Source organism: Iodobacter violaceini (assembly GCF_011601265.1).
GTDB classification, from domain to species: Bacteria; Pseudomonadota; Gammaproteobacteria; order Burkholderiales; family Chitinibacteraceae; genus Iodobacter; species Iodobacter violaceini.
Genome location: NZ_JAAOLX010000001.1, coordinates 280,296 through 296,642 on the forward strand (window position 1 = coordinate 280,296; position 16,347 = coordinate 296,642).

At 54.4% G+C, this 16,347-nt stretch carries 9 protein-coding genes; 6 read left to right on the forward strand and 3 right to left on the reverse strand.

Translation table 11 applies throughout. The features are described from left to right. Positions 1-57: 57 nt before the first annotated feature. From HA050_RS01245 to metE, 3 genes are all read right to left on the reverse strand, one after another. The gene (locus tag HA050_RS01245) at positions 58-582 is read right to left on the reverse strand and encodes a cold shock domain-containing protein (RefSeq protein ID WP_166822067.1); all 525 of its coding nucleotides are present in this window, start codon (positions 580-582) and stop codon (positions 58-60) included. A 253-nt stretch (positions 583-835) separates the two neighbouring features. After that, positions 836-1,354, reverse strand: a complete 519-nt coding sequence (locus tag HA050_RS01250) for a GAF domain-containing protein (protein ID WP_166821052.1) — start codon at positions 1,352-1,354, stop codon at positions 836-838. A 622-nt stretch (positions 1,355-1,976) separates the two neighbouring features. After that, on the reverse strand, positions 1,977-4,319 hold the full coding sequence (gene metE / locus HA050_RS01255) for a 5-methyltetrahydropteroyltriglutamate--homocysteine S-methyltransferase (RefSeq protein WP_166821054.1): 2,343 nt from the start codon (positions 4,317-4,319) through the stop codon (positions 1,977-1,979). 272 nt (positions 4,320-4,591) lie between these two features. Here metE and HA050_RS01260 point away from each other — a divergent pair, with 272 nt between their 5' ends. The 6 genes from HA050_RS01260 to HA050_RS01285 all read left to right on the forward strand — a co-directional run bounded on the left by HA050_RS01260 (position 4,592) and on the right by HA050_RS01285 (position 16,325). Then, positions 4,592-5,527: a LysR family transcriptional regulator gene (locus HA050_RS01260; protein WP_166821056.1), complete on the forward strand. Its 936-nt coding sequence runs from the start codon at positions 4,592-4,594 to the stop codon at positions 5,525-5,527. 291 nt (positions 5,528-5,818) lie between these two features. Then, positions 5,819-9,616 carry a WGR and DUF4132 domain-containing protein gene (locus HA050_RS01265; protein ID WP_166821058.1) on the forward strand — a complete coding sequence of 1,266 codons (3,798 nt, stop codon included), beginning with the start codon at positions 5,819-5,821 and terminating at the stop codon, positions 9,614-9,616. 131 nt (positions 9,617-9,747) lie between these two features. Next, positions 9,748-10,833 carry an ATP-binding protein gene (locus HA050_RS01270; RefSeq protein ID WP_166821060.1) on the forward strand — a complete coding sequence of 362 codons (1,086 nt, stop codon included), beginning with the start codon at positions 9,748-9,750 and terminating at the stop codon, positions 10,831-10,833. Then, the gene (locus HA050_RS01275; RefSeq protein ID WP_166821063.1) at positions 10,830-13,208 is read left to right on the forward strand and encodes a DUF5682 family protein; all 2,379 of its coding nucleotides are present in this window, start codon (positions 10,830-10,832) and stop codon (positions 13,206-13,208) included. Before HA050_RS01270 ends, HA050_RS01275 begins: the two co-directional genes overlap by 4 nt. Continuing rightward, positions 13,201-14,334 (forward strand): VWA domain-containing protein, encoded by a 1,134-nt coding sequence (locus HA050_RS01280; RefSeq protein ID WP_166821066.1) that lies wholly within the window; start codon positions 13,201-13,203, stop codon positions 14,332-14,334. The genes HA050_RS01275 and HA050_RS01280 overlap by 8 nt, the downstream gene beginning before the upstream one ends. Continuing rightward, the gene (locus HA050_RS01285; protein ID WP_166821068.1) at positions 14,331-16,325 is read left to right on the forward strand and encodes a YehQ family protein; all 1,995 of its coding nucleotides are present in this window, start codon (positions 14,331-14,333) and stop codon (positions 16,323-16,325) included. The genes HA050_RS01280 and HA050_RS01285 overlap by 4 nt, the downstream gene beginning before the upstream one ends. Positions 16,326-16,347 lie beyond the last annotated feature (22 nt).

Below are 16,347 nucleotides of genomic sequence, written 5' to 3' on the forward strand. Positions count from 1 at the left end.
CCGTCCCCAATATAAAAATGAGCAATCAGCTCGGGTTGATACCCCCCCCTACATGTCTCACTTGCACCACTGCTGTTCACAAGGTATGCCATCCCGATCTCCATCCATATTGGAAACGTCACACCGTTCTTGATGAAAGAGGGCTTCTGCACAAGAAGACATTCGCGAACATGAGGACTTTTCAGGCTCGCATTGAAACTGGGGATTAGACCGAAGGGCTTCGCGTGCAGAGAATATCTTGTACACGCTGGCAGTTACGGTGCTACCTGGATGAGAGATGCGAACAAAGGCAATATAAGCAACAAACATGACTAGCAAAATAGTAAAAATAATGAAGATGATTGGGTTGCTTTCCTGTGACTTATACTTTAATTCGCCAACGAATTGAGCAGCATTTGCCTTTGGCCGCCCTATTTCATCGGTGTATAGCTCATAGGTAACAAAGACACCGACAACTGGCCTCCGTGCACGACGAGAGAAAGAAGAAATATGTAAGAAGACTTTTGGACCACCTCCATTCGGTGTAATAAACCCAAAACCACGTTCATCTTTCCACTCACTGATTCTCCCCTGATAGCGCATTGTATGTCTCTGCCCCCTAGTTAATAAGATGTACTAACCCAAAACAACAAAAAAAATCACTATTTAGAATGAATAAAAAACACAATACCCACAACAAAAAAAGATAGGAGATTCGAGCAGCGAAGCATTTCGTCCAATTAAACGATAACAAGCAGGGATAAATAATTAATTCTTTATATTTAAATTGTAGGGTGATGCGCTTTAAACGCCGAAAGAACGAAACGACTTAAGGTTCATAGTTACGAAGCGTCTCCTAAGCAACCACCACCTCAACCTTCACCCGCTCCAGCTCCAGCTCCAGCTCCTGCACCACCAGCCCGGCCATATCGGCCAGCATTTCTATTTCAAAATCCTGCAGTTTTCGGGGGGCTGGGTCGATCAGGCAGAGCGTGCCGAGGTTCATGCCGTTGCGGACTTTTAAGGGCGCTCCGGCATAGAAGCGGATTTGGGGATCGCCCAGCACAAGCGGGTTATCAAAGAAGCGCTCGTCTGATCGTGCGTCTTCAATCACAAACACTTCATCCTGCAAAATAGCGTGGCCGCAAAAGGAGATATCACGGGCTGTTTCTTTAGCGTCCAGCCCGCAGGCCGATTTAAACCATTGCCGCTTTGCATCTATCAGGCTGACAACAGCAACTTGCACACGAAAAAATGCAGCTGCGGCGCGAGTGAGGTTATCAAAACGCGCTTCAGGCGGCGTATCCAGAATCAGCAGCTCGCGCAGTGTTTCTACGCGCAAGGCCTCATCGGGAGGGAATGCAGGCACCTGCATAACGTATCCTGTCTGGCATATAACAGATGCCATTGTACTCTTGAAAGCTGGCAACTGGTCAGGCTTAAGGTGACACCAGGTCGGGAAAAGTGGGTGCTTTCATAGGGCAGGTACCAAGCTGTACCCACACATCAAATTAAACCTGATAAGTACGATGCATTTTTAGCGAGGTGGGTGAAGCCCGCGAGCAATCTTGAATTAAGACGCGGGTTTCACCCCATACGAGCTAAGCAAATTATTTTTTCATTAGCAAACAGCGAAAAGCATTTTAACCGCACTTTTTGCACAGGGCTTTTATTGTCCCCTTGAAACACTCCGGAACGAGGAACAAGCGGGGCGTTTCGGCCAGGGGCAGCGAGGCACGAGCGAGTCCCGCCCGCCGCCGCCTGTCCACAGTGAAGGGGTCTTCGTGCTTTTGAGGTTGCGGTTTCGCTTCATTTCTTGGCCGTTCAAGAAAGGAAGGCCCCCACGGGGGCTCCCGCTCCTAAATCAACGTGCCGAAGGCACTAAAAGGTCTTTTTGACTTTGCTTCGCACCTGCGGACTATCCCCCTGAGAAGATTTAATCTTCAGCCAATTTAGGAATCCCCCCGCCCTTTGAGCAGAGGGGCTGCAAAGAGAGCTTAGTGGCAGGCACACGCCCCATTCACATGCGGCTTAGCCGGGATGCTGGCAAAGCTTGGCAGCTGGCCGTGCTCGGCTAAATGCTGACGCGCTTGGCGGGTGGCTTCCAGCATATTAGCCAGGGCTGCTTCGGTTTCCGGCCAGTTGCGAGTTTTCAGGCCGCAATCCGGGTTCACCCACAACAGCTCAACCGGCACCACTTCAGCGGCTTTGGCGATCAGGCGCAACATGTCTTCCACGGGTGGAATGCGCGGGCTGTGAATATCGTACACACCCGGGCCCACTTCATTTGGATACTTGAAGGTACCAAAGCCGGTGAGCAATTCCATATCCGAGCGGCTGGTTTCAATGGTGATCACATCGGCATCCATCGCGGCAATGGCGGGCAGAATATCGTTGAATTCCGAATAGCACATATGGGTGTGAATTTGCGTTGCATTGGTAACCCCAGATGCAGAGATACGGAATGCTTCCGCCGCCCAGTTCAGGTATGCGGCCCAATCACGCTTTTTAAGCGGCAGGCCTTCACGGAATGCAGGCTCATCAATCTGGATAATGCCAATGCCTGCAGCTTCCAAATCCACCACTTCATCCCGAATCGCCAGGGCAATTTGCTGTGTAGTCACCGAGCGCGGCTGATCATCGCGCACAAACGACCATTGCAAGATGGTGACCGGGCCAGTCAGCATGCCTTTCATGGGCTTTTGCGTCAGGCTTTGCGCGTACCTTGTCCACTCCACCGTCATCGGCGTTGGGCGGCTTACATCGCCGAATAACACTGGCGGTTTAACGCAGCGGCTGCCGTAGCTTTGCACCCAGCCAAACTGGGTAAAGGCAAAACCAGATAGCTGCTCACCAAAGTATTCCACCATATCATTGCGCTCGGCTTCGCCGTGGACCAGCACATCAATACCTAAGGCTTCTTGCTTTTCTACCGCAAGGCGAATCTCGGCTTGCATCTGCTCCACATAATCGTTTTGTGCCAGCGTGCCTTTTTTGAATGCTGCACGCGCCGCGCGGATTTCCTTGGTTTGCGGGAAAGAGCCGATGGTGGTGGTAGGCAATGGCGGCAAATTAAAACGCAATTTTTGCTCAGCCTGGCGGGTAGCAAACACCGCATGGCGGCGGGCATCTGCTTCTTGCAAGCCTTGAACACGTGCACTCACCGCCGGGTTATGAATCCGTGGCGATGCCGCGCGTGAGGCCACTTTGGCGGCGTTAGCGCTGAGCTCCGCGCTGACATCAGCCCCGTTCAGGGCGCGTTTTAATACGCTGATTTCTTGTAGTTTTTGCTTAGCAAACGCCAGCCAGCCTTTTAACTCATCATCCAGCTTGCTTTCTTGGGCCAAATCCACCGGCACATGTAAGAGCGAGCATGAAGCGCTCAGCCAGATATTGCGGCCTTGCAGTGCATTTACCTGCGCCAGAAGCGCGGATAAATCACTCACCCAGATATTGCGACCATCCACCACACCCAGCGACAGCACCTTGCTGGCAGGCCAGTTGTTGGCAAACACGTCTAATTGCTGCGGTGCGCGCACCAGATCAAGATGCACACCGGCTACCGGCAAATCACGCAACAGGGCAGCATGAGCCGCAACTGATTCAAAATAAGCAGCAAGTAAAATTTTAGGGCCGGTATAGGCAAAGCTGCGATACACCGGCTCAAATGCGGCCAGCCATTCTGCTTCTAAATCTAAGCCCAGAATCGGCTCATCGAGTTGCAACCATTCCACACCTAATTTTGCCAAGCGCTCAAGGATGAGCGCATAGGCCGCCACCACTTTGGGCAAAAGGCTGAGCTTATCAAAGCCTGCTGTTTTGGCTTTAGCCAAATAAAGGAAAGTGATCGGGCCGGGCAAGACCGCCTTCACCGCATGCCCAAGGGAGCGTGCCTCTTCAATTTCATAAAAGAACCAATCCACACCACCGGCAAAATCAGTGTTCTCATCCAGCTCTGGCACCAGATAGTGGTAATTGGTATCAAACCATTTGGTCATTTCTTGTGCAGGCTGCGCGGCATTGCCACGGGCCAGTTCAAAGTATTGTTTCAGGCTTAAATTTTTAGCATCAAAACCAAAACGCGCTGGCAAAGCACCCAATAGCGCGGAAGCATTCAGCATCTGGTCGTACCAGGCAAAATCGCCCACGGTAACAAAATCCAGATCAGCGTCTTTTTGCCATTGCCAGTGCTGGCGGCGCAAAGCATTACCCGTTTGCGCCAAAGCACTTTCATCAATCTCGCCTTTCCAGAATTGCTCAAGCGCAAATTTAAGCTCGCGCTGTGCACCAATGCGCGGAAAACCAAGAATATGGGCCTTTGTAGTATGAGTAATAGTCATCGCAATCTCTGTTTGTCATGAATATGATTTGTATCATGCCTGTGGAATTGCTATGATTCAAATTCATTATTTTCATAATTACGATGAAAGAAATTCAAAAATCTCTGGAAAAAGAACGTTGGGTTGCGCGAGAAAGCCTGCTAACCCAGCCTGCGAAGTGCGGTATTTCGGGAAGTTAATGTGAGCCACATCCTGACTAGCTTTTAGGTTTTCTCCCCGTACTCTGTATCTGCAGACTTCAGATTTTAAAAAGATTAAACAGGTCATTCATCATGCAATCCTTACTCGAACTTCGCCACCTTAAAACCCTGCTCGCGATTCGAGAATCGGGCAATCTGACCCGTGCGGCGGAGCGTTTGCACCTGACGCAATCGGCGCTGTCGCATCAGATTCGCCTTTTAGAAGACCACTACGCCCTGCCGCTGTTGCTGCGTAAATCCAGCCCGGGTAAATCCAGCCCGCTGAAACTCACCGCAGCAGGGGAAAAACTGGCCCAGCTTGCGGCCGAGTTTTTGCCACGCATCGATCAGGCCGAACGGGATATCACTAAATTACGAGAAGGCGAAGCAGGCCAGCTGCGTATTGCAGTGGAATGCCACACCTGTTTTGACTGGCTGATGCCCGCCATGGATGACTTTCGCGGCCACTGGCCGGAGGTCGAGCTGGATATCGTGTCTGGCTTTCATGCCGACCCGGTGCAGCTTTTATTTGAAGACCGCGCCGATCTGGCGATTGTGTCCGAGGCCGCTGATGAGCCAGGCATCAGCTATCAGCCGCTGTTCAGCTATGAAATGATCGCGCTGATTGCCAAAGATCACCCGCTGGCAACGAAGCCCTTTTTAAGCGCCGAAGATTTTGCTAATGAAACGCTGATCAGCTACCCCGTGCCGGACGATATGCTGGATTTAATCCGCAAAGTATTAAAGCCCGCAGGCATCAACCCCAAGCGCCGCACCACCGAGCTGACCGCCGCCATCTTACAACTGGTCGCCAGCCGCCGGGGCATCGCCGCCCTGCCCAGCTGGAGCGTGCAGCATTATCTGGAGCGCGGCTATGTGGTGGCCAAACCCATCACAGAGCAAGGCCTGACATCCGACCTCTACGCCGCCGTCACCCAGGCCCAGACCGATACCGCCTTTGTAAAAGACTTTGTCACCACCACCCGCGAAGTCAGCCGCATCAGCCTGCCAGGGGTGACACTGCTCTGAAACCGCTCAGCCCCGTTTGCTCCATTTTGTTCACGCAATGATTTTGGCATAGCAAAATGCCCCGCATTTGCAGCGGCTCGCCGCAATAAGAAACTGCCAGTAAACATCAGAATGGGCCGTTTTTCATTTTGCCGGGTATGCAAACACGTAGCCCGCTGGCCTTTCAAAAAATATCAGCTGTAAATACATAGAATAATTTAGCTGATTAAAAACAAAGAAACCCCGTGTTTTTTCTGACACAAACCAATCATCACATGACATTATTGCAACATATACAGCTGAGGAATGGTGATGAAGCGATTTGAATACACTGAAGGGCAATCCAGTAAATTTTGGGAAGTGGAACAAGATGGCCTCAATCTGAACATCTGCTGGGGACGAATAGGCAGTAAAGGGCAAACCCAGACCAAAGAATTTGCCAGCGCAGATAAAGCCAGCGCTGCACAAACAAAACTGATTCAAGAAAAAATCAGCAAGGGCTATTCAGAGGTCTCATCCTCAGAAACCAGCAGCCCAATCAAAAACCAGCCAGCAGCAAAAGCCATCGAAGACGTAATTATTACCAGCGCCCCGCTTCAGCAGGAGCAAGGTGCAGTACCGCCCTGGCTGGAAGGCGAGCTGATTGCGCTTACGTCAGAAATGAGCAAGCAGGCCTATCCCAACCGCCAGCACCCCGGTGAACCGCATAGCCTCAATGCGGATGCCAGCTGGCAGCAATTTGCAGACAGCCTGAAAGAAAAAGACACCCCCCGCAGCAAAAACATCTATCAAATATCCGAAACGGGCACCCCTTTTGCTGCCGCTTGCAATGAAGCGCTGATGCGGTTAAACACGGGCAAACGCACAGGCAGCTTTGAATCTGATGCCGTCATCTTCGCGCTAGCCTGCTCAACAGGTGGCTATTACGGCACAGCAGGGGATTCAATTGCATTTACGCATTATTTGCTCAGCGGGCACGGGCTGGCCTATGCCATTAAAGTCCTGGTCGAAGCAGAAAAAATAAATGTTCACAGTGATTGGGATTACCAAAGCCGCATCAACACTTACACACTGAGCCACGAAGTTGAAGGCTGTCTGAGTAATAGCTACTCCAGCTTCTGCGACGCCGAGCTGCTCTTTCGCACCGCCCTTGCCCAGGCAGACGAATCAAGCTGGCAAGCCGCAGCAGATTATCTGCAAGCCATGGCGCCTGATTTATCCCCTGCCCGCCGCATGCTGGTTGCCCTGCTCTTACCTGAACGCCCGGACTTTGCCAACGCATTAGCCCTGGAGCTGGCTCAAACCGATGTCGATTTGGCCATGCTGGCCACCGTTGTTACTTCACCCGAAGCACGCAAAGCCGTGATCAAAGGCACAAAAAGCGATTGGCTGGCCTGCTATGCAGTGTTTCCCAGCACCGTTATCCGGCAGCACGGCATCGCAGCTGCTGAGCTGCTCGAACGTTTTATCATGCACGAAGCAACCGCAGACATGATTGCCCGCATCGGCACCCCCGAAGCACTCTCTGCTCTTGCCCGGGTTGCCAGTCAAAGTAAAAGCAATCAGGTCCGCTTTATTGATGCCTGCAAACGCTGGCCCCTGGCTGCCATTGCCACCCTGACTGATCTTCTGGCCTCAAGCAGCAAAGAAAACGGACTGCTGGCAGCCACTTTATCCATGCTGATCCAAAGCAATCCGGCGGCGCTTGAGCGGGTATGGAGCTGGCTCAGCTCTCCGGCACTGGCCGTTGTGAATGAACAATTAGCCCGTTTTGCCCAGCCCAGCGAAACCGCAAGTGAAGAAGAGCTGCCAGGTGTGCTGGTTAATCCACCGTGGCTGCAAAAGAAAAAAGCCAGCGTGGCTGCACTTGAATTAGATGTACTGCCTCTGGCCCCAGTGGAGCAATGGGCTGCGGGTGAAAAAGAGAAAATACTTGAGCAACCCAAGTGGTATGTGGAGCGTTTTAATAATGCGCGCAAAAACACAGAAACACTGGCGGAAGAACTGGGCTTTAGCCGCCCCGGCCGGGGCAGCAATGAGCAACAAATATTTGCTGGGATCAAGCAACAGGCCGTTAGCGCCCTCACCCAAAATGATGCGCAAGCACTCATCCAAGCCTGGAAAAACTATAAAGCCTCCAGGATCAGCTGGTGGTGCCGTACAGACTCACGGTATTTAACCTTGTTGCCCGAGGCAATGGCGCTGCAAGTCTGGCCGGTATTTGCCGCAGATGATGGCTACAGCGCCCAATTTACAATGGCCAGTTTTGGGCTGAAAGGTCTGGACGGGCTGCTGGTCTGTGTGCAGCAAAGGCCTGCAACAGAGATTGGCCTTGCGCTTAATTTTGGCTGGGCAGCCTTAGCTCCCATTATTGCCCGGGCTTATCTCAAGCTCAAAACAGCCCGTAATCTTGCGCGTGAATGGCTGCTTAAATACCCGGAGCACGCCATTACTGGTTTACTGCCCGCAGCCCTTGGCAAAAGTGGTGAAGCGCGTGATTGCGCCAGCGTTGCTTTACGCCTGCTCGCCGCGCAAGGGCATACGGAGCTGATTCATGAGGTTGCCAATCGCTACCAGCAGGCCGAAGTCCTTAGCGCGGTGCAAGCCATGCTGGATGAAGATCCGCTTGATCGCTTCCCTGCCAAAATTGCTAAAGCACCAGCCTTCTGGCAAGCACAAAGTTTGCACCGGCCAGTTCTTGTCAGTAATGGCAAAGCACTGCCCAATAGTGCCTTAGAGCACCTCAGCACCATGCTGCGTTTCCCAAGCACGGAAGGCATTTACCCCGGTATCAGTCAGGTAAAAGCGGCCTGCCAGCCACAATCACTGGCTGATTTTGCATGGGATGGCTTTAACCAGTGGCTGTTTGCAGCGGCACCTTCCAAAGAAAACTGGGCATTTTCTGCGCTGGGTCTTTTGGGCACCGACGACACCGCCCGCAAACTCACCCCACTGATCAGGGCGTGGCCGGGTGAATCTCAGCACGCCCGCGCCGTAGCCGGGCTGGATGTCTTAGCCACCATAGGCAGCGATGTGGCCTTAATGCTTTTAAATGGCATCGCCCAAAAAGTGAAGTTCAAAGGCCTGCAAGATAAAGCCAGAGAAAAAATTGCGGCCATTGCAGAAGCCAGAGAGCTGAGCACCGAAGAGCTGGAAGACCGTTTAGCGCCCGATTTAGGGCTGGATGAGCACGGTACACTCTTACTTGATTTTGGCCCGCGGCAATTTCGTGTCGGCTTTGATGAAACCCTCAAGCCCTATGTGCGGGATATGGATGGAGCACGGCTTCCCGATCTGCCCAAGCCTAAAAAAACCGATGATGAGCAGCTGGCCAAAGACGCGGTCAATACCTTTAAGCAACTCAAAAAAGACGTTAAAACCATTGCCAGCCAGCAGGTACAAAGGCTGGAAATTGCCATGTGTCAGCGCAGACGCTGGCCTGTCAGTGTTTTTGTGCAGTTTTTGGCAACACACCCGCTGGTTCGCCATCTGGTGCAAAGATTGGTGTGGGGTGTTTACAGCACAGAAGGCGATGGCCGCTTTGGCGGCACGCTGCTTGGCAACTTCCGCGTAGCCGAAGATGGCAGCTATAGCACAGGCGATGATGATGAATTTGTCCTGCCCGAAGGTGAAATTCGTATCGGCTTACCCCATGCACTGGAAATGCCAGCCGCCGAATCGGCCCTCTTCAGCCAGCTTTTTGCCGATTACGAGCTGCTTCAGCCCTTCCCGCAATTAGGTCGGGAAAGTCACCGCTTTTCTGCAAATGAAGCAGAGCAATGCAAGCTTTTACGCTGGAAAGACCGCGTAGTGGCAACGGGGAAAATCCTTGGCCTCACCAGCCGTGGCTGGCGGCGTGGAGATGCACAGGACGCCGGAGGCATCTGGTATTACACCAAGGATATCGGCCAGGGGCGGCTGCTGGAGCTGACTTTCGACCCCGGCATGATCGTTGGCATGCTGGATGAATATCCCGAGCAAAAACTGCAAGAACTCACTATCTGCAAAGAAGGAGGTCACTGGCAAAGAGACAATCGGGAAAACTTCGCCACTCTTGACCCGATTACCGCCAGTGAGCTGATCCGGGATATGGAAGCTCTGGTGAGCTAGCCAGCACGCCCATCTTTTTTGCCGCTGTCAGCCCTTAGCTCAAGCCGATAGCGGTGAAGAAGATGCCGTGCCAGCAGCCCAAAACCGCTTTATTCCACACACAAATAAGCCAGATTTTTTTCGAGTGAACTATGTCTAATCACCCATTGCAACGCCCGCCAGCCGAAATCACCTATGCCGGTGAGCTGGCACGCTTACAAGAGCAGGATCGTGATCCGCGCCCGCCTGGCTGGTTGCTCAGCTTAAATGCAATCCGCCGCTTTATTCTGGGTGACGCCAGCATGGGAATCAGCCGCAAAATGGTGGCTCCCGTTGCGGCAATTGAGCGGATGCTGGTGACTTTAGCCACCGGCCGCGGGCTGATGCTGGTTGGCGAACCGGGCACGGCCAAATCCATGCTGTCTGAGCTGCTGGCCGCCGCCGTGAGTGGTGATTCAAAACTCACTATCCAGGGCGGGGCGTCGATTACCGAAGATCAGATTAAATACTCATGGAACTACGCCCTGCTGATCAACGAAGGCCCCAGCCCGCGCGCGCTGGTGCCGGCACCGCTTTATCAGGGTATGCAACAGGGCAAGCTGGTGCGTTTTGAAGAAATGACCCGTGCTCCGCTTGAAGTACAGGATTGCTTGCTGGGTATGCTGTCTGACCGCGTCATGGCCGTACCAGAGCTAAGCGCAGAACACGCCATGCTGTACGCCCGGGCAGGTTTTAATATTATTGCCACCGCCAACACCCGTGATCGCGGCGTTAACGAAATGAGCACTGCATTAAAGCGCCGTTTCGATTTTGAAACCGTGTTCCCAATTATGGATTTTGCCCAGGAGCTGGAGCTGGTTGCCCAGCGCTCGGCGGCGCTGCTGGAATTAAGCGGCATTAGCCAGCACGTACCGGAGCCCGTGCTTGAATTGTTAGTTACCACCTTCCGTGATCTGCGCGCCAGCTTGCAGCAGGGTGGCAACGAGATGGACAAACTCAATGCCGTGATGTCTACCGCCGAGGCGGTCAATGTCGCCCATGCTGTAGGCGTAAGGGCTTGGTTTCTGGAGCAGCGCAGCGGCAATCCGGCCGATCTGGTTGAGTGTATCGCCGGAACCATCGTTAAAGATAATGAAGACGACCGCAATAAACTACAGCGTTACTTCGAGCAAAAAGTAGCCCGCCGTGAAGGCCGGCACTGGCAGGATTACTACGCAGCCCGCCATCGCCTGCCATGAGCCATTCTGTAGAAATTATTGGCGTTCGCCATCACAGCCCGGCATGCGCCAGGCTGGTGGCCAGGCGCATTCAGGACAGCCGCCCCGCCTGGGTATTAATTGAGGGCCCGGCCGATTTTAATTCAAGGCTGGACGAGCTTTTTTTAGCGCATACCCTTCCCCTGGCCATTTATAGCTTTTGCTCTGCCAGCAGCCAGCTGCACCGGGCCTCATGGTCGCCCTTTGCAGAATACTCGCCTGAGTGGCAGGCATTACACACAGGGCGGGCATGTGGTGCCCGGCTGGCCTTTATCGACTTGCCGGCATGGCATGATGCATTTGCCGGCATCAGCAACCGCTACGCCGATATCAGTGATAGTGAGCAGGAACAACTGGCTTGCTCCTATGAAGCCAAACTCAGCCAGCAATTGGGCATCGAAGGCCGCGATGCGCTGTGGGACCATTTATTTGAGGCTGCAGAGAGCGAGGATCTGGCCACACACCTCAGCCAGTATTTTATTCATTTACGTGGCGATGATCCGGGTTCAGGCAGCAATCAGGCGCGCGAAGAAATGATGGCGCGCTGGATTGCCTGGGCGGCACAACATGGCAGCGTGCTGGTGGTGTGTGGTGGCTACCATGCACCCGCGCTGGCCAAACGCTGGCCCCTGCTGACGGGTTTTAGCCCGGCAAGCCCGCCACCCGGCATCCCCTCTCTGGCCGAATGTATTGAAGAACGGCCAGAGCAGGACATCACCACTGGCTCGTATCTGCTGCCCTATACCAGCAAGCGCCTGGATGCTTTTCATGGCTATGCTTCCGGTATGCCCTCGCCCGCATTTCAGCAAGCAGTGTGGGATCAGGGCCTGCTGCAGGCCGGAAATACGCTGCTGCAAACGATTATGCAACGCTTGCGACATAAAAAACTGCCCGCTTCAACGGCTGATCTGCAAGCAGTGCATCTGCGTACACAGGCTTTAGCCAGACTGCGCGGGCATGAAACCCCGCTGCGGCATGACTATCTGGATGCCCTGGCAGGCTCTTTGGTTCGCGATGCGCTGGATGCCCCTCTGCCATGGACTTACCGCGGGCCTCTGCGAAAAGGCACCGATCCCGTTCTGGTTGAAATGATGGATGTACTGGCCGGAGATCAAACGGGCCAGTTGGCCAAAAACACACCTTTACCCGCCTTATACCATGCAGTGCAAAACGAGCTGAATCAGATGCAGCTGCAAACAAGCGCAGTCATCACCCTCGCCCTGCTTGATCCGCCTGACCGCCAGAAAAGCCGTGTTTTGCACCGCCTGGCCATTTTGCAGATTCCGGGTTTTAAACGCATCAGCGGCCCCAACTGGGCAATGTCAGGCGAGCGGACCGAACAATGGCAGCTCAGCGCTCCGCTTGAGCAACAGGCGGCCTTAATCGAAGCCGCCATTTATGGGGCCACCCTGCAGGATGCGGCTATTGGCCGCATGGAAGAACAACTAGCCACCAGCACGGGCACACAGGATTTAGCCCGGCTGCTCAACCGTGCAGCCCAGGCCGGGCTGGCTCACTTCAGCCAGGGATTACTCAGGCAGCTCCAAACGGCGATCTGTGCAGAAAGCCGTTTCGAGGCTCTGGGCCAGCCACTGGCCATTTGCCACGGGCTTTATCGTCATGGCAGCGAGCTGGACATGGCCGATGCCCCTGCTCTGCTTGATCTGCTGCACATCACACTCGACCGGCTATTGTGGCTGGCCGAGGCGCATGGCAGCGTCACGGCACAGGATTTCAATGCGCATCTTGCCGCCTGGCAGGCGCTGCGGCTGTTGCTGCGCGATGCCAAAGCCAGTATTGGCCAGCCACTGGGAGAGCTGCCCGTCACCCGCACGCTGGCAGTGTGCGAGCGTAAAGCCCGTCATCCTCAGGCGGCTGCCGTCAGCCGTGGTGCGGCGCTGGGCTGCCTGCTCAGCGTTGGCCATGAGCAAAACGCCTCCGAAATACACGCCGCCATCACCCTGCTGGCCGGCTTGCCCGCCAATGCACTGGGCGATGCGCTGCAGGGCTTGCTGGCACTGGCACGCCATGAGCTGATTGATGCAGAAGGCTTTATCAGCACACTTAATCAGCTGATCTGCCAGTTTGATGATGAAGATTTTGTGCAGGCACTGCCCGCATTACGGGCCGCCTTCGCCTGGCTGCCCAGCCTTGAGCGCGGGCATCTGGCCCGGCAAATTTTACAGCTGCATCACAGCCCGCTCAGCCAGAGCAGCCTGACTGCAGTACCTTGCAATATTGCGCCTGAGCTTTTTGCTGCCAATCAGCAAAAAGAAAAACAAGCCATATCCAAATTACAACAATGGGGCTGCATCTCCATGCACCCGATTGATGGGCAGCGATCACTCAATGACTAAAACCAGCCTTAACTTACCTTCACCGATACAACGCTGGCGCTTATTGCTGGGCGAAGCCGCACAGGAAAGCCTTGGCGGGCTGAGCGGACATGCTCAATCAGCCGACGCCGCGCTGGAGTGGCTTTATGGACGTGATCCGGAGCTGGCCCAAAGAGCGGAACGCCGGGGTGGCCAGGAGGCCAGCCAGCTCAGTACGCCGGATTGGGTCAACAGTATCCACCAGTTGTTTCCGCAGGAAGTCATTGAACGTTTGGAGCGCGATGCGGTAGAGCGCTTTGGCATTGATGAAGTCGTCACCAATATTGAAGTACTGGAACGGATTGAGCCATCCGAAAGCTTACTGCGGGCGGTGCTGCACACTAAGCATCTGATGAATCCGCAGGTTCTTGCCGCGGCCCGCAAGCTGGTTGCCGAAGTCGTGCGGCGCATTATGGAAAAACTAGCCAGAGAAGTGCGTCAAAGCTTTGCAGGCACGCGCGACCGGCGCCGGCCATCAAGGATGCGTATCGCCAGCAATTTCGACTTTAAACGCACCGTACGCACCAATTTGCACCGCTGGCATCCGCAGCAACAAAAACTATTTATTGAAACCCCTCTGTTTATCAGCCGCAGTAAAAGGCATACCGAACGCTGGGATATTGTATTGCTGGTGGATCAGAGTGGCTCGATGGTCGATTCCGTGATTCACGCCGCCGTGATGGCCGCCTGCCTGTGGCAACTGCCTGGCATGAAAACTCACCTGGTGGCATTTGATACCAGCGTGGTCGATCTCAGTCATGATGTCAGTGACCCTGCAGAGCTGCTGATGAAAGTTCAGCTTGGCGGCGGTACAGACATTGCCCGCGCAGTCGGCTATGCACAAAACCTGATCCACAATCCCCGCCACAGCATGGTGGTTCTGATCAGCGATTTTTATGAAGGTGGCAGCGAGTACGAGCTGATCCGCCGCACGCGTCAGCTGTGTGAAGCGGGGGTAAAGGTGCTGGGGCTGGCGGCGCTGGATTCTGCGGCCAAGCCGAATTACGACAGGGGGCTGGCGCAAAAGCTGGTTAATGCAGGGGCTCAGATTGGTGCAATGACGCCTGGCGAGCTGGCCGCATGGCTGGCCGGACAGGTACAACAATGAAGATTCTTCGCCCGGATTTACTTGAACTGAACGACGATGCGCTGATTGCGCTGGCCAACGCGGGCTTTGTTAAAAAAGCCCATAAAGAGCTGGCCGAAGGCAAAGCCCCTAAGCTGGAAATCAGTGAAGACGGGGCGCTGATTGCCAGATACAGCGATCAGCACATCGCCACACTTCCTGCCGGAAAAAGCCTGCGTGATGCCCAGTGCAGCTGCCCTGCCAGCGGCTTGTGCCGCCACCGGGTCACTCTGGTTCTGGCCTATCAGCAGTGGGCTGCAGCGTCCCCCCGGGGCAATGCAGATGCAGCAGCTGAAATGCCATGGAGCCCTGCTCAATTCAGTCCGGCGCTTTCCGAACTGCCGCCTGCCACATTACAAAAAGCCCGCAAGCTGGCGGATGCAGGCACCGTGCTGCGGCTCAACAGCTGGCAGGCCACAAACCCTAATCCCAGCGCACAACTCCCCATGTGTACCGTACGTTTTTTCTCCCGCCATAACCTCAGCCATGCCCGCTGCGATTGCATAGAAAGCCAGATGTGCGAGCATATTGCGCTGGCGGTAATGGCCTTTGCCCAGGCACCGGACAATGACTGGACACAGCTGAATCTGGCCGTCAAAAAAACTGAAGGCAAGACAAGGCTGCTGGATCAGCAGGCGGCTCAGGCACTGGATCAGGAATTAGATAAACTGGCTTTACAGCTATGGCAGGATGGCAGCAGCCAACCCCTCTCTCATTTAGAGGGACTTTTTTCCCATACCAGCCAGCTTGCTGAAAACCTGGGCTGGCGCTGGATCATTGAAGCGCTGGCCGAGCTGAAACAATCACTGATCGAGCAGGCCAACCGCTCCAGCCGTGCCAGCCCTCAGCGTGAATTGCAGCTCCTTTGTGAGCTGATGGCCCGATGGCAAGCGGCGTCATATCTCGATCAGCAGGACAATGCCGTTCGCCCCCCGAGCGAGCTCTTAGGCGCGGGAGTGAAAGGCGAGGTGTCTTTAGATCATTTGCGGCTGATTGCACTGGGAGCCCAATACAGTGATGACGAGCAACAAGAGCAGGCCCGCCTGATATTTGCCGACCCGGACACGCTCGCCGTCTTAGTGATTGAACGTCAATGGGCTAAAGAAGCGGAGAACAATACCCCTCTGTGGCAACGACGCTATCTGGGACAATCACTGGCACGCCTGGCTCAAAGCCAGATTGTCACTCAAGCGGCCCGGCGCTTTGCCAATGGTGCGCTTGAAATTGCAAATACACGCCGCCACAGCAATGTGCTGCCACTTACCCCGCAAGCCTGGCAGCAGCTCGCCTATCCTTTACGCCACCCCGATGCCACAAGCCTGAATAAGTGGCTGCAGGCTGCAGATCCGGATTTCGCCCGGCCCCGCCACTTGCTCGAGCACTTATACCTGCTTCCGGTCAGCTCGGTGCTTGATTGGGGCTGGGATGGCGCACAGCAAACAGTGCATGCCCATCTGCAATGCGGGCCAGACAAAACAGACCTTGTGCACCTGCAATTAAAACACCAGCGCAGCGCGCCACATGCGGTGGATACCCTCGCGGCTTTGCTTGCAGATTCAGAGAATCCCCTGACCGCCATCTGTGGCGAGTTTTCCCGCCACGATGGGATATTGCAATTAAACCCCATCAGCGCCGCCAATTCGACCTGCGTTACCTCTCTGCATGGTGAGCCTGCGGCTCCATGCTCCCTTACTCACTGGAAAACCGGAGGGCAAACCAGCCCGCTTCAGCAGCAGCTCGATCAACTTAATGAGCTGCTTGGAAGATGGCTGCGTCAGGGGCTGAGACATCAGAGGCAATCCGCCATTCAGCAACTCAAGCGCCAACAAATGCAGCTTACTGCACAAGGCTTGCTTCAGACTGCACAGTTACTTTCGCAGCTATCAGATACGCTCAGCCATGCAGATCAAAGCACTTTGCCCTGCCAGCTGCTTAATTTATTTTGCTTGTCGAAAGAATATGGAAAGCTATAAAAGTGCGTAAGGGCTTCGATTT